Origin of the sequence: Rhodococcus sp. IEGM 1307, assembly GCF_030056915.1 — a bacterium.
Lineage (GTDB): Bacteria > Actinomycetota > Actinomycetes > Mycobacteriales > Mycobacteriaceae > Rhodococcus_F > Rhodococcus_F opacus_D.
The window spans coordinates 165,569-180,364 of the sequence record NZ_JASHKW010000020.1; the positions used below are offsets into that span (position 1 = coordinate 165,569).

Below are 14,796 nucleotides of genomic sequence, written 5' to 3' on the forward strand. Positions count from 1 at the left end.
GCGCCACGCGAGACCGCCCCGACGGCGCGGCGGAGTCAGTGCTCGTAGTGCGTGACCCGTGGTACGGCAGCGCACAGCGGCTGAATCAACTCGCGGACGCGCGTTCCGGCAGCGGACGCGGCGAACAACTCGGTGTGATCCTCCACGCGGTTCCACAAAGCGCGAAGGAGATACGTCTCGTCCCGATCCACGCTCCGAGACAAGGTTGCCTCCGAGCATCCCGGCGCTGCCAGAAGCAGCGACCGGATCTCGTCGAAAGCTGCCTCGAGATCGCCGCCGGCTCCCGGACGGAGCTGGATCTCGAGGTGCTCGGAGATCACGCCTCCACCGACCGGCCGGCAATTGCCGACATGTCGACGAAACCGCCCCGCAGGAAAATCAACGGCTCGTCGATTCCCTGCTGAATGAGATCCTCGACTTCACCCACTACCTGCAGGTGGTCACCGATGCGGTCGACGCGGTGCGGCGAGCACTCCACGGTGACGATCGCGTCCTCAAGGAGGGGCACTCCCCGATCTGAGGGCTGCCACACCACACCGGCGAAGCGATCCTGCCCACGTCGCGAGAACGCCCGACACACATCTCCGCATCCCGACCTCAAGATGTTGATTCCGAAGTACTCGGCTTCAGCCAGCACCGGCCAGGTCGTGGAACCCTGGTCCACGTAGAACGCGACCAACGGCGGGTCGAGCGAGACGGAGGTGAAGGTACCCACCGTCATTCCGGTGGGTCCCGCGTCGGTCATCGCGGTGATGATCGAGACGCTGGTTGGGACGTGACTCATGACCCGTCTGTAATCGGCTGGGCTCAGCACATCGGACACCTTCCCTTCGACGGCGGAGGTCATCGTCATCTCACAATCCGATGGTCGGATCATCGTTTCCGAGGAGCTGACGTCCGTACGCTTCGCGCCCGATCTCGGGTGTCACGAGTGCGTGCCGGGCCGCGGTCTCGCTGTCGCGCCACACCCGTCCGAGCACGTTGACGTCGGCGAACGAGCCGGCACCGTTCGCGGTGAGGAGGTAGTCGATCTCTTCTTTGATCAGCTCCGCCACCACGCCTGTGTCGTTGCGGATGCGCGCGAGCACCTCCAAGTTGGGCAGCTGGTGGCTTTCGGCGGCGGTGTCGATGTCAGAGCACATGCCAGCCATCAACATCTCGGCAAGGCGCAGCTTGGTGGCCGCCTTCGCGACACCGATCTGGTGGGTAGGCGACTCCTTGGCTTGGCGGTAGGCCGTGTACGCGACCGGCTTCAGCGGAAGCTTCGCGCGTGTCAACTCGAGGGCGTGACGTCCCAGTCCGATCTGCGGCGCAACCAGAATGCCGGCGGCAACGGCGTTGAAGGGCATCGATGCCGTCCGCTCCTCGGTGAACGGAGAGCGGAAGTTCGACGCGAACATGTCTTTCACTCGCTGCACGCGGTACTCCGGGACAAAGTGGTCCTTGACCACAACGGTGTCGCTACCCGTTTTCTGCATGCCGGCGACGAACCACGTCGGTTCGATGGTGAAGGCTTCTGCGGGGACGAGCGCCATTCCCTGCTCACCATCCTCCAGCGTGATCGTCAGGCTGGCCCACTGGGCGGCGAAGGAGCCCGAGGCGTAGGGCCAGCGGCCGCTCATCAGGTAGCCCCCTTCGACGGGCTCGCTGCGGTCACCCGGGGAGAAGATCCCGCAGATCCTCGCGTTCGGGTTCACCCCGAACACATCTTCCTGCGCCTGCATGGAGAACGTGCTAGCGAAGCCGGTCGCCACCATCATGAGTGCGGTGACCCAACCGGTCGAGCCGTCACCGCGGGCGATTTCGGCGGTCACGTCGACCGCAGTCTTGAACGACGCTCCCTGGCCTCCCCAGCGCGTGGGAACCATGAGATGGAACAAGCCCGCCTCCGAGATTGCGTCGATCACCTCGGGTGCGATGTGGCGGTCCTTGGTTCCCTGTTCCGCGTACTCGCGGATGAGCGGGACGAGGGCCGCAGCCCGGGCGACGAGGTCGGCATCCGAGACCTGGATCTTGTCGCGATCCGGCAGTTCCGTGCTGGCGAGCTGTGCCATGTTATGTCTCTCTTCACTCGGTAGGACGCGATCAGGCTGCTGCTAGTGACTGCGATCACGTCGGACCACACCAGCATGTGATGCCGACCGCCTCGTCGCAATGGCACAAAGTTTGCGGACCTCATACGCCAAACACATCGGCTGCGGTCGATACTCACCGCGCATGACAACGACGACAATTTTGGATGTGGACCCACGCCACAGACGGTGGTCCGATGTAGCTTGCATCACAACCAGTTTGAGCGAAGGCGGCCCAGCGGATCAGGGCCGTGCATACGAGGAGTGCACATGAGTCGAATTATCATCAGCGGAGCATCGGGTGACCTAGGCCGGAGGGTAACGGGCCTATTGCTCGCAGCCGATCCGCACCGGGAGCTGATCCTCACCACCCGCACACCGGAGAAACTGGCTGGCCTCGCTTCCGACACTGTGCAGATCCGGCATAGCGACTACCAGCACCCAGCCTCTGTCCAGGAAGCCTACGTAGGCGGCGACACACTCTTCCTCATCAGCGGCCTCAACCTCGGACGTCGAATTTCCGAGCATCGCGGCGCGATCGAAGCAGCTCAAAAGGCAGGCGTCGGTCACATCGTCTATACCTCGGTCGGCGGTGTGCAGCCGGGCAATCCTGCGCTGTCCGCTATCGACCACCATCAGACGGAGTTGGATCTCCGCGCGTCGGGGCTCAAGTACACCATTCTGCGGAACGCCCTCTACGCGGAGATCGTCAGCAACATCCTGGTGGCACCCGCCGTGCCGTCAGGAATCTTGGCCCAGGCAACCGGGGATGGGCTTCTGGCTCCCGTTGCGAAGGGCGACGTCGCGCGTAGCGCTGCCGCCTGTCTCATGGACCCCGCCCGCCACGTCGGCGCGGTCTACGAAATCACAGGCCCGGAATTGCTGGACTTTCATCAGATCGCAGCCCTCGGCGCGCAGATCCACTCGACACCGATCGAGTATCAACCGATCACCGAACGCGACCGGCTGGCATTCTTCGACTCGATCGGGATTCCCCGCACCTACGATCCGAACATGCCCCCTAGCCCGGACGGGCACCTATGGGCCAGCGACGAACTTGTCTCCGCCGAAGTGGCTGTCGCACAGGGCTACCAGGCTCTTCTGAGCCATCACGTAAAGCAAATCACCGGGCGTGCCCCAGAGCCGCTCCGTTCCGTAATGGAGCGGGTGCGTGAGGTCCGCTACGACAAGATCGACGCCGCCATCTCCTGAAAACACGGGTCTCGGCACCACTTTCTCTCACCAGATGTCCGTCACCTTCGGCTCGCCCGGCGGCAGCATCCGAGCCGGGCGGGGGCGGCCGGCGCACCGCGGCCCGCGACTGTCTCCCGCCGCCGTTGCCTCCGGTTCGAGCGATCACTACGCAGCAGCGCGCGCCCTCGAACTCCCCACAAGGAAGGCACCATGAGCTCACCCGTCGATCCGACCCCACTACGACCAACTCCCAGCATGGACCCGCCGCTCGTCACCGACGCCGACACGAAGAAGAAGGAGATTCGACGAGTGGTGCTGTCGAGTTACCTCGGCAGCACCATCGAGTACTACGACTTCCTGCTTTACGCGACTGCTGCGGCGATCGTGTTCGCGCCCGTCTTCTTCTCCGATCTCACGCCTGTAGCCGGCACCATCGCATCCCTGGGGACGTTCGCCGCCGGATACCTCGCGCGCCCGCTCGGCGGCATAATTTTCGGTCACTTCGGGGACCGATATGGCCGAAAGTCCATGTTGCTCGTCTCGATGACGGTGATGGGCAGCGCGTCGTTCCTGATCGGGCTCGTTCCTCCTGCGTCAGCCATCGGCTCTTGGGCCGCGATCATTCTCGTCCTGCTACGCGTGAGCCAAGGCATCGCCATCGGAGGCGAGTGGGGCGGCGCCACACTGATGTCGCTGGAACACGTCGGTGGACGCGGACGCGGATTCGCCGCGGCATTCACCAACGCGGGAGCACCCACCGGTTCCTTGCTGGGCACCATCGCACTCGCGATCGTGGCCGTGCTGCCCGAGGAGGACTTCCTGCTGTGGGGCTGGCGCATCCCGTTCCTACTCTCCGCTGTCCTCCTCGCGCTCGGTCTCTTCATCAGAAGTCGAGTTTCGGAGAGCCCAGTCTTCAAAGAGGCTTTGGCGCGGCGCACAGAGCGCGATTCCGCCACTGTCCCGGTCACGCCGCCGCCGCTCATGAGCATCCTGCGCCGTCCGAAGAACGTCGTCCTCGTGGCCGGGGGATGCATGGCCAGCGTCGCGATACAGATCATGTTCGCGACATTCGCCATCGGCTATGCCACGAGGTCGGGTGCTACACGGTCGGACGTCCTCATCGGTTTCGCGATCTGCCAATTCATCGCCATCTTCGCACTGCTGGGATTCGCGCGCCTCTCGGACAGAATCGGCCGTCGGCCGGTCATGTTGGCCGGCCTCGCCGGGTTCGCGGTGTTCGTCGTCCCCATCCTGTCCATGCTGTCCTCCGGGAACGTGGTACTGGTAGCACTCGCTTTCGTGTTGGGCTTCAGCGTGTTCCAGTCGGCGACTTTCGGGCCGATGGCTGCGTACATCGCCGAACAGTTCGGCACATCCGCTCGGTACACGGGTGCCTCTCTCGGCTACCAGGCAGCCACGCTCCTCGGCGCGGGTTTCACCCCCGTAATCCTCGTGTCGTTGCAGGCTGCTACGGACGGCAGCACAGGCCTGGTGGCGGCTTACATGATCGCGCTCGCCGTGGTCAGTTCAGTGTTCATTGTCCTGACGAAGGAGAGCAAGGACCGAGACCTGGCGACATACCAGCACTGACCTACGCGACACATACGGACGAAGGGCAGGCACTCCGCGGTCGGCCGAGAGCGTGCCCTTCGCGTTGTCTGGCGCTACCCGGTCCCGCGAGCACTATCGCAGTCACGTGCCGCTCCTCCTCATACGAGCGTGGAAGTGGGAACCGGAGGCCGCGATTCGAATGCGCGTATCCCCATGTCACCACATGCCCGAGCACGACCAACAATCCAGGACCAGACTCTAGCCCGTACGTTATGTGCTCGGTGCCGAGAGAGCCAGTGAGGTAATTGGTGCCACCAACCCCAATGACACCGCGGATTCCGATCTAGGGGCTTGACACAGGAGGACGTGCGGTGTTGTAGCCGATTCATCTGCGCTACGCGACAAGCGCGTTCGACCGCGGCATCGTCGATCTTGTCTGTACGCCAGGCCGGCATTCAGCAGTCCAGTGTCGGTCGGTGGTTCAGGAGGGCCTATTGTGCGATTCGACGACCCATGCCGCGATCTGTGCGCGTGAGCCGAATCCCAGCTTGGTCAGGATGTGTTCGACATGCCCCTGCGCGGTGCGTGGCGAGATGACAAGGCGAGCAGCGATTTCCTTGTTGGTCAACCCTTCGGCGACCAATTCGGCGACCTCATGTTCCCGCTTCGTCAGTTTCGTCGAGCTAGGAGCGGATATCGATGTCGGCGGAACCTGCTCGCCCAGCGCGTAGGCGACGGCAGCGTCGAAACCGAGTGCCCCACCGCGCTCGTGGGCCGTGGCGAACGCCTGCCCGCTCATCGCCTGGCGGGTCTGCTTTTCGCACTCCTCCTGGTAGACCACCAGGGCGGATACCACCACTGTTGGACTTCCCACCGATCGGCTCAGCTGCTCTGCGGCTCCCAACAATACGGCCGCACGGCGGGGGTTGTGTTCCTCGGCTGCGATCCATGCCAGCGCTTGCAGACACCAGCTGGTGCTCAACCAGTCTTTAACTTTCCGACCGAGTTGCAGTGCCTGCTCGAGTAGCCGTACCGCTCGCGCGCGGTCATTGTGCCGCCAAACCGCAACAGCCAACGCCCACATTGCATACGACCGATACACGAATTCTCCCCGCGACTCGGTGATCGCGAGGAGGCGCTCGTAGCATTCGATGGCCCGCTCCGTATCGCCCAGTAGTGCGTAAGTCGTTCCAAGGGGGCCGAGAGCAATGACTTGGAAGGTGAGGTCTCCCTGTGTGGCTTCCGCCTCGATGGCATTCTCGAAATGCGAGCGTGCGCCGGGAAGATCCCCACTGAACAGTGCTAAGGCCCCCGCGGCCAGATCGAGGTGAGCGTGTAGCATCGGGTTGGTCGTCTGGCTGGCGAGAGTGCGACACTCCTCTACCAAGGCGGCCTGGGCGCGAAGATCGCCCTGCACGCCGGCCAGGAGGCTGCACGCAAAGAACGCCTTGGCCCTGTCTCGGGTAAGTGCGCCGGTCTGACAGGCGAGGAGGCGCTCGAGCCAGCGCCGCCCCTCGCTGAACAACCCCCGGGTATACCAGTAGTGGTAGAGCGCGGCTGCGATGCGAATTCCGGCTTCGGGACTATCGGACGCCGAAAATTCAAGCGCCTCTCGCAGATTCGGCTGCTCCAGCGCGAGTCTGTTGATCCACGCGAGTTGTCGGGGACTGATCCAGTCACCTTCAGCTTTGATCACCAACTGCTCGTACCAATCTCGGTGTCGGCGGGAGAGTTCGGGATATTGACCGGTCTCGTGCGCCTTTTCGCGGCCGTAGTCGCGCACGGTATCGAGCATCCGGAACCGTACCGTGTCGCCCGACTCCACCCGGGTCACAATCGACTTGTCGACCAGGCCGGTCACGGTATCGAGTAGCGCCTCCGATGTCAGGGTACCGCCGCACACCTGTTCTGCAGCATCAATTTCGAAGCTGCCGGCGAACACTGACAGCTGAGCCCACACCCGTTGCTCGACCGGCCTACACAATCCGTGGCTCCAGTCGATGCACATTCGTAACGCCTGCTGCCGTGAAGGTAAGTTCCGGCTGCCGCGCGTTAGCAGCGCGAGACGGTCTGTCAGCCGCTGCTCGATCTGCTCGGGCGTCATCACCCGCATCCGGGCCGCAGCCAATTCGATCGCTAGGGGCAACCCGTCCAGGCGCCGGCAGATCCGGGCAATGGTGACCTTGTTGGCCTCGGTGACTGCGAACCCCGGGACGGCGGCGGCTCCCCGTTCGGCGAACAACGTTACCGCGTCATTGCGGGGCAGCCCTCTGGGCAGGTGATCGGGATCCGGTACAGGCAGCGGCGGGATCAGCTGCGCCACTTCCCCGCCGATGTCGAGTGCTTCACGGCTGGTCGCGAGGATCCGAAGCTCGGGACAGCTGCGTAGCAGGGTTTCGGTGAGCTCGGCCACCGCATCCACAATCTGCTCGCAGTTGTCCAGTATCAGTAGCAGTTTGCGGGGGACGAGGAAGTCGACGAGTACCTCGTGTATTGGTTTCGTCGACTGGTCGCGTAGTCCCAACGCACTCGCCACCATGCCCACCAACAGTGACTCGTCACGAAGCTCACCTAGCTCGACCAGGCACGCACCGTCAGGGAAATCGGGCTGCAGTTTGGTGGCGACCCGCAACGCCAGCCGGGTCTTGCCGACCCCACCGATCCCAGTCAACGTCACCAGTCGCGAGGTCGACAGCGCGTTCTTCGCCTCTGCTAGTTCGGTGCGGCGGTCAACGAAGCTGGTCAACTCCAGGGGCAGACGACCTGTGGGGGACCCCCGGCGTCCGGCTAACGTATCTGTTGCCGCGGGTAAATGTGTGCGTATCGGCGGGCTACTTTCATGTTCTCGTGTCACTCCCGTTTCGGTGCGAAGGGCCATTTTGTCGACCGCGAACCCGTGGTGAAGCTGGGAAGTCTCGAGTTGCTGACCCAGTTCCGCGACGGACGGACGACGCCCCGGGTCTGCGGACATGGCAACTTCAATAATCGCACCGACATCGTGCGGAACGCCGTGCTCGCAGGGATCCGGGACGGGTTCTGTGGTGATCCTGAGAAACTGGGCGACCAATTGCTCTCCGCTCCGGCGCTCGAACGCTGCGTGCCCGGTCATCGCGGCGAACAGTGTCGCACCGAGACCGTAGACGTCGGCGGCTGGACTGGCTGGTTGGCCGGCCACGACCTCGGGGGCGGTGAACGCCGGTGAACCCGTCACGATGCCCGCAGTGGTCTCGAACCCGCCAGAGATGTGGGCGATCCCAAAATCTGCCAGCGCCGGCTCACCGTAGTCGGTGAACAGGATGTTCCCGGGCTTGACATCGCGATGAAGGATTCCCAGTTGGTGCGCGGTCTCCAGGGCGCCCGCTACTTTCACTCCGAGCCGCAGCGCTTCGTCCAGTGGAAGCGGTCCGCGACGTCGGATTTGCGCATCGAGAGAATCCTGGGGGTAGTACGGCATCACTATGAAGGGGCGACCGTTGTCGGTCACACCGGCGTGGAGAACGTTGACGATATTGGGGTGTCCGGTCAACCTTCCTGCCGCGCGCTGTTCGCGCAGGAACCGTGCCTGATTCTCCTCGTCGAGGTCCACGGTGAGGACCTTCACCGCTACGGTGCGGTCGAGCGCAGCCTGCGTGCAGCGGTAGACGACGCCGAACCCTCCGCTGCCGATCTCTTGGGCGTCCTCGAATCCGGCAGCAGCCAGCTCCGCCGTGACCGAACCGGCCACGTCGCGCTGCGTCGCGAACGGATCGACATCAGTCATCGATTACATCGATTCATCCCGCTCGAGGCACGGCCAACGAACGCCACATTGCTCACCTCTCGACGATGTTCCCCCAGGATATCGCCGATCCCACGAGCCGAGGCGTCCATCTCAGTTGTGTGGTCCCGTTCGGAACGCGCCGGCGCCGGATTGGCCTGAGTAAGCGATGACCTCGATTCTTGAACAAGCCGACCAGTACCGCACTGACGTGGACAGCGTTTTGCAGTGGGCGGTTCTCGCGCTGCCGCATGACAACGACGACGACAACCAGAATCGGCAAGGCGCGTACAGGTCGGCGCAAGAACGAGGATTTCCGTTCCGGCAGTCGTCTCGCTGCACGAGAACACCCGGACAAATCGATCAGCTCATGGAGCGCTCTCGCGCGGCGCGGACTGTCTGCTCCAACAGCGTGGTGATGGTCATCGGGCCGACGCCCCCTGGCACAGGCGTGATGTATGACGCCTTGCGAGACGCCGAGTCGAAGTCGACGTCACCTTTGTTGTCCGCGTAGCCTGCGTCGATCACGACAGCACCGGGTTTGATCCACTCGCCTCGGACCAGTCCGGGGGACCCCACCGCCGCCACGACTAGGTCGGCCGACTCGACGTGGGAGCTCAGATCCGCAGTGCGTGAGTGACAGTAGGTTACCGTCGCGTCACGAGCCAGCAGAAGCATTCCCATCGGTCTGCCGAGGATCGGGCTGCGACCTATCACGACTGCGTGCCGCCCACTGAGTGCAATGGCGTACGAATCGAGCAATCTCATGATGCCGCCGGGGGTTGCGGATTCGAAGCCCGCGGTTCCCAATGCCATGGCCGCGAACGAGTCTCGGGTGACACCGTCGACATCCTTCGCCGGATCGATGGCGTCGAACGCAGCGCGTTCGTCCACTCCGGGTGGCACCGGGTGCTGCAGAAGAATCCCATCTACATTGGGGTCTTCAGACAGCGCCCGAACTTCCGCGCAGACAGCATTCGTGCTCAACCCCGCGTCGAGATGCACTCGGCGCGATTCGATACCGACCTCGGTGCAGGCAGCGGCTTTCATACGCACGTAGGTGTGCGAGGCGGGGTCGTCGCCGACCAGTACCGTCGCCAGAACCGGGCGCCGACCGAAGTCCCTCGAGTATTGCTGTGCCTGGGTCCCAAGCTTTTCGCGCATGACTCGCGACACCTCGCGGCCGTTCAGCAATCGGGCCGACATGCCGACTCCCTCTCCTACCGTGGTTAGACGAGAATCAGAAGACAACGGTCTGGTTCCCGTCTCTGATTACCCGGTCCTCGCAGTGCCAGGCAACGGCGCGAGAAAGCACCTGGCGCTCAACGTCCGCACCTCTTCGTTGCAGCTCAGCTGCAGTCTCCACGTGCGAGACCCGCACGACGTCCTGCTCGATGATCGGCCCTTCGTCGAGGTCCTCGGTCACGTAGTGGGCCGTGGCGCCGATCAGTTTGACGCCTCGATCTTTCGCCTTCTGATACGGCCCCGCACCGATGAAAGCGGGCAGGAATGAGTGATGAATGTTGATTACCGGCACTCCCACCTGTTGTAAGAAATCACCGGACAGAATCTGCATGTAGCGAGCGAGGACAACGAGATCGACGTTGTCGGTGAGAAGCTTCAACTGCTCCGCCTCCGCCTGTGCCCGTGACGCCCGGTTTACGGGGATGTGGATGAACGGAATGCCGAATCCGCGAACGTCGTCCCCGAGATCGGGATGGTTCGCGATGACCATCCCCACGTTCATGTGGATTTCGCCACGACGCTGCCGCCATAGGAGGTCGAGGAGGCAATGATCCGTTTTGGACACCATGATGGCGACGCGCTTCGGCTTGCGAGCTTCAGTCAACCTGTACGACTGTCCCAACATGCCTAGAACGTTGTCGAGTTCGTCGGACAGGGACGGAATCTGTGCCGGTAGGTCCTCCAAGTGGAACGTCGTGCGTTGGAAGAATCTGCCGCCGGCAGGGTCGGTCGAGTGCTGGTCCAGTGAGACAATGTTCGCGCCGTATTTCGCGAGCAAGGACGAGACCGCCGCGACGATTCCCTGACGGTCGTCGCCTTGCACGATCAAAGTGCCGAGGTCGACCACGTCGCGACTGGTTCGTGACATCGTGCTGTTGTCCTTTCGTGTGAAGTGGTCGTCGCCGCCAGGATCGTGTGACGGGACGAGTAGGTCGGAGTCGGTCATGCACTCAGTGCGCGACGACTCCTGACGGAAACGACTCCAGATCGACATCCTTGTTCGCCGGGAGGTCGAGGTAGGGGAACCGCTCCACCGTCGCGCGAATCTGCTTGATTCGTTCGCCGTGGTTGCCCCAGTGCAGGACGACTTCAGTGCCGATCTCGGCGAGTTCAATGTCGATGGTGGAATGGGAGATCATCTCGCGGAAGTAGTAGGAGTAGACGGCCAGCGATGATATACCCACCTGCTTGCCGTCCTTGGTGACGATGTCCGCATGGTCGCCCGCTGGTGATTGCGGCGTCGTCGGGAACTCGAAGTGCCGGTATTCCTCCCCGGGCTCGAACTGCGACGCGAACACGTCGAGTACGTCTTCCTTGTTCCACCTGAGGACCACCGTCTTGCGGCGCGGTGCGGCAGCCTCCGCCTCGAGGGCTTCCCGGCCCAGGAAGTCGTGGTCGAACTTCGCCATCCAGCCCCAGTTGACTTCGAAGGGGGTGCGGAGTCGCGCCGTGATGTCGGTGGGATTTGCGCTCCCACTCAATTGGCCGCTCACCTGCTTGGGCGGCAGAGCAGCTCCGAAGAGGGGATGAGAGACGAATTCCGGGTCGGCGAAAGCAGCAGGGAGGAAGGTACAACCCTGCTGAGGGAAGCCACCCTCGGTGTGATTCACGACGTAAGTCCGCCATCCCAGGCGCGTGATGTCGAAATCCTCGCCCGCCCGGTACACGGCGTCGAACACCGCTGGTCCGTGTTCGAGGGGGCCACGCACCTCGTAAGCGAGGGTCCCCGACATCCCGATTCGCGACAGTTCGATTTCCACCGTGGCATCGATTCCGGGTACCTGGATTCGCCGAATGCCCAGGAATTGCAAGGAGCGCAACGATTCACCCGTGAGGCGTTCGAGTATCTGCAGCGACTTCGGGCCCGCCACCTGAAAGATGAAGATGTCCCGCATACCGATTTCTACGTCTAGTCCCAGCGACGGGGCCTTGAAGAGGGCCCAGGGCATCGCCGCGAAATGGCGATACGAGTCCTCGCTGTCGCGCACTGTGAGACCGTGATTGGCGATGTATCCGTTTTCGTCGAGCATGACGAGGTGCTTGGACTTGCCGATGGGCCATTTGTCGACGTTGTTAATACTGAGCCGTGAGAGCAAGGCCCGCGCGTTGGGTCCACTGAAGGTGAACTCGGGGATGCCGCTGAGATTCGACGCGATGTACGCGCCGGTTTTCCACGACATCGATTCTTTCTTCCACCCGTCGCCTTCCCAGATATGGAGGCTACCTAGGATGTTCAGGTAGGTCGGCACGTCGGGGTAGGAAGGAACGTCACCGACGGACGCTGCTCCGGGGCCTTGCTGGACCGCATGGTCGACACTCATGGCGCTATTACTCTCTTTCTGATCGCACTGACGTGATATGTGGTTCCGCTCGGGGTGCGAGCGGTCAGGACGCCGAACCGATTCGGTCGTACGGGGTGTCCTTTACCTTTTCGAGGACGGATCGCAACGGCGCGGGCGCCTCCCCCGTGATCTGCTCGACATGTCCGGACAGCAGTGCTTGGTAGCCCTGGGCCACCGCCAGATCGGCCGACACCAGCTCGTCGCTGGCCCACATGTGGCCTTCGGCGCTGGGGGGCATGTTCGGGTCGTACGTCCGCGGGAGACCGACCGAGTCGAAGAACTGCAGCCGTTCCTCCTCCGATACCGGCTTGTAGGCGATCTCTGTGCCGAAGACCTCGGAACCAAGTCGGACAATGTCGTCCATGCTCAACAGTTCAGGACCGGTGATCTCGTAGACAGCGCCATCGTGGTCGGCGGGGTCGGCGAGGATTGCGGTCGCACAGCGCGCGACGTCCACCTTGGAGACGGGCGCTAAGGAACCGTGGCCGGTGGCCATTTCGAGTACGCCGTCGCGTGCGGCAGGTGCCAGCCAGATCGCACTGACGATCTCCGCGTAGAGCGCGTTGCGCAGGATCGTGTACGACAGTCCGCTCGCTCGGAGATCGAGCTCGGTCTGGTAATGGTCGATGGCTGAGAGCGCCGGGTTGCCGGGTTGTACTCCGCCGACCGATGTGTAGACGATGTGGCGTATCCCCGCCTTCTCTGCGGCGCGGATCGCATTACGGTGTTCGGTTGTCCGCCGCCCGAGATTGAGCCCACTGATGAGAAACAGGATGTCTCCGCCGTGGTACGCCTCGTCCAATAGCTCGGGCTTCTCGTAATCGCCCTTCCGCACGCTGACGTTCGGGCCGCCTGCTTCGATTGCCTCGGGCGATCGAGTCACAAGTGTCAGGTTGCACAGAGGAGCTCTTTCGAGGAGACCTTGCGTCACGCGGCGAGCCAAATCGCCCGAGGCTCCACTGATGACAATTTGGGTCACATCTTCCTCCGGTTGTAGATCACGAATCTTTGTCCATGCGGTGCGGCTTGACGGGGTCAGCATGAGCCGGAGTCGAGCGACGCACGTTGCAAGCTTCGTTGCTGGGAGTGACGTGGGCAATAGCACGAAGTTCTAGCGAACCATGTGTGAGATGCATGATCGAGACCGCAGAACCGCGGGCGTCCAGGGCCGCCTCAGGCACTGATCCGGGGACGCCACGCAAGGTGGGTCGTATCCGGTCGAGGTGAGACGGCATTTCCCCTTCTGTGGCACCGTGCCATCGTCAGCCTCTTCGACGGCGCCTGGCGGTTCCGAAGTGGGTCTCCGCCGAGACTCCACGAGGGTCACACCGTGGTTACCATGTCGTCCTCGGCTTGCGGTCGGCTTCACGAGGTCTTTGCCATCGATCCGGACGTTGTTGACGGTCTTGGACACCGGTCAGGTGGCCAAGGCTTCCGGGTGCCGGGCGCCATCACGGAGCGGGCTAGGCGTAGTCGACGTCGGTGTTGGTTAGGTCGAGCCAGAGGGCCAGTTTCCCGGGTCCACGCCCATCGGCATCCGATCGTGGATGTGCCCGACACCGTCGTCGCGTTGGTATCTGCACCTCGCCTCGCATAGGAGGACATTTGCATAGCGTATGTGGGGCAGACACCCCGAACAGCTATCCGCTCCGTGCGAGGCATATGCGCTCAGAGAAATGACCGTCTCCTTGACCGATCAGCCTCCTCGAACTCTCCGAACTCACGACGCAGCGGAGCCTTTCCGCACAACCTACGGCCAAGGCAACGTGCCGTGCTATGCCCGCAAGCATGGGATTCTGCGGCTCCATGCCATTCAAATCCTGATACGGATCTCCGGGTAACCGCCACCGCGATTCGATCTCGCAGGTGGGGGCACCGCGCCGTGTTCAGCTCGGGATTGGGTCATGGGAGGCGAGTGGATCCAATCGATACGGACCGTGTGACGTGCGGCAAGACATCTACGCCAGCCTCGAAGGTCTACTCAGGGAGACCGACCTGTATAAACCCGAATGCACCGATTCGTTGATGTTGTCGCTGTGAATTCCGTTGTGTGGCAGCGGGTGGGGTGTGGGCGTGGGTGATCGTCCGACCTGGTGTGTCGGGTTGTTCCACTGAGTCTTTCGCATCGAGGGTGGGCATGTGTGACCGGTGTTAGGTGATGATCGACTGATTTCGACCGAAGGTGCTGTCAAACAAGTTGTTCCACGCTGTTTCCCACGGCCAGTCGGTCGGCAGGTGCAGCGTCAACCGTCGGGCCGAACACGCGATGCGCGCGGGGACCGAGACGATGGTGCGCCGGAGGGTGCCGGTGGTCGCTTTCGTCAGCTTCGGGTCAGCCGTGAGGGTGCCGGCAGCACGGGTGACATTGAACGCCATCACCGCGCAGACCAGCCAGGCGGCGTTCGCCGAAAACGAGTTCGACGGGAGATGCGCGAGTGCGGAGTTCTTCAGGTCCGCATGCACCTGCTCGACGATCGCGTGCTGACGGTGGGTTTTGTCGGCGGCGACGGTATCGAGGTCGTCGGGGTCGGTGGTGGTGAAGAAGGCGTGGAACCGCCAGATGTCGAACAACGTGCCCTGGCCCTGGCCCTGGTCCTTGGGCGGTCGCAGGTCGGGGATGCGGCGCACCACCAGC

At 63.0% G+C, this 14,796-nt stretch carries 11 protein-coding genes; 2 read left to right on the forward strand and 9 right to left on the reverse strand.

Annotation, left to right across the window (positions count from 1 at the left end):
* Positions 1 to 35: 35 nt before the first annotated feature.
* The 3 genes from QM841_RS32105 to QM841_RS32115 form a co-directional block, all read right to left on the reverse strand.
* A complete protein-coding gene (locus QM841_RS32105; protein WP_095869824.1) occupies positions 36 to 320 on the reverse strand; it encodes an antibiotic biosynthesis monooxygenase family protein in 285 nt (94 codons plus the stop codon).
* Positions 317 to 784, reverse strand: a complete 468-nt coding sequence (locus QM841_RS32110; RefSeq protein ID WP_240960373.1) for a flavin reductase family protein — start codon at positions 782 to 784, stop codon at positions 317 to 319. The genes QM841_RS32105 and QM841_RS32110 overlap by 4 nt, the downstream gene beginning before the upstream one ends.
* 70 nt (positions 785 to 854) lie before the next feature.
* On the reverse strand, positions 855 to 2,054 hold the full coding sequence (locus QM841_RS32115; protein ID WP_283335081.1) for an acyl-CoA dehydrogenase family protein: 1,200 nt from the start codon (positions 2,052 to 2,054) through the stop codon (positions 855 to 857).
* 288 nt (positions 2,055 to 2,342) lie between these two features.
* Here QM841_RS32115 and QM841_RS32120 point away from each other — a divergent pair, with 288 nt between their 5' ends.
* Positions 2,343 to 3,284 carry an NAD(P)H-binding protein gene (locus tag QM841_RS32120; RefSeq protein ID WP_095869821.1) on the forward strand — a complete coding sequence of 314 codons (942 nt, stop codon included), beginning with the start codon at positions 2,343 to 2,345 and terminating at the stop codon, positions 3,282 to 3,284.
* A gap of 237 nt (positions 3,285 to 3,521) precedes the next feature.
* Positions 3,522 to 4,856 (forward strand): MFS transporter, encoded by a 1,335-nt coding sequence (locus QM841_RS32125; RefSeq protein WP_240960385.1) that lies wholly within the window; start codon positions 3,522 to 3,524, stop codon positions 4,854 to 4,856.
* Between the two features lie 442 nt (positions 4,857 to 5,298).
* On the opposite strand, the gene QM841_RS32130 is transcribed toward QM841_RS32125, so the two are convergent.
* The 6 genes from QM841_RS32130 to QM841_RS32155 all read right to left on the reverse strand — a co-directional run.
* Entirely contained in the window at positions 5,299 to 8,577 is a 3,279-nt protein-coding gene (locus QM841_RS32130; protein ID WP_283335082.1) for a protein kinase domain-containing protein, read from the reverse strand.
* Positions 8,578 to 8,937: 360 nt separating this feature from the next.
* Positions 8,938 to 9,780 carry a bifunctional 5,10-methylenetetrahydrofolate dehydrogenase/5,10-methenyltetrahydrofolate cyclohydrolase gene (locus QM841_RS32135; protein ID WP_095869818.1) on the reverse strand — a complete coding sequence of 281 codons (843 nt, stop codon included), beginning with the start codon at positions 9,778 to 9,780 and terminating at the stop codon, positions 8,938 to 8,940.
* 34 nt (positions 9,781 to 9,814) lie between these two features.
* The gene (gene purU / locus QM841_RS32140; protein WP_095869994.1) at positions 9,815 to 10,687 is read right to left on the reverse strand and encodes a formyltetrahydrofolate deformylase; all 873 of its coding nucleotides are present in this window, start codon (positions 10,685 to 10,687) and stop codon (positions 9,815 to 9,817) included.
* Positions 10,688 to 10,769: 82 nt separating this feature from the next.
* Complete coding sequence (locus tag QM841_RS32145) at positions 10,770 to 12,140, reverse strand: hypothetical protein (RefSeq protein ID WP_283335083.1); 1,371 nt, start codon at positions 12,138 to 12,140, stop codon at positions 10,770 to 10,772.
* A 64-nt stretch (positions 12,141 to 12,204) separates the two neighbouring features.
* On the reverse strand, positions 12,205 to 13,203 hold the full coding sequence (locus QM841_RS32150) for an NAD(P)H-binding protein (RefSeq protein WP_206031602.1): 999 nt from the start codon (positions 13,201 to 13,203) through the stop codon (positions 12,205 to 12,207).
* 1,109 nt (positions 13,204 to 14,312) lie between these two features.
* A partial coding sequence (locus tag QM841_RS32155; RefSeq protein WP_283335084.1) for a transposase occupies positions 14,313 to 14,796 on the reverse strand: 484 nt, incomplete at its 5' end.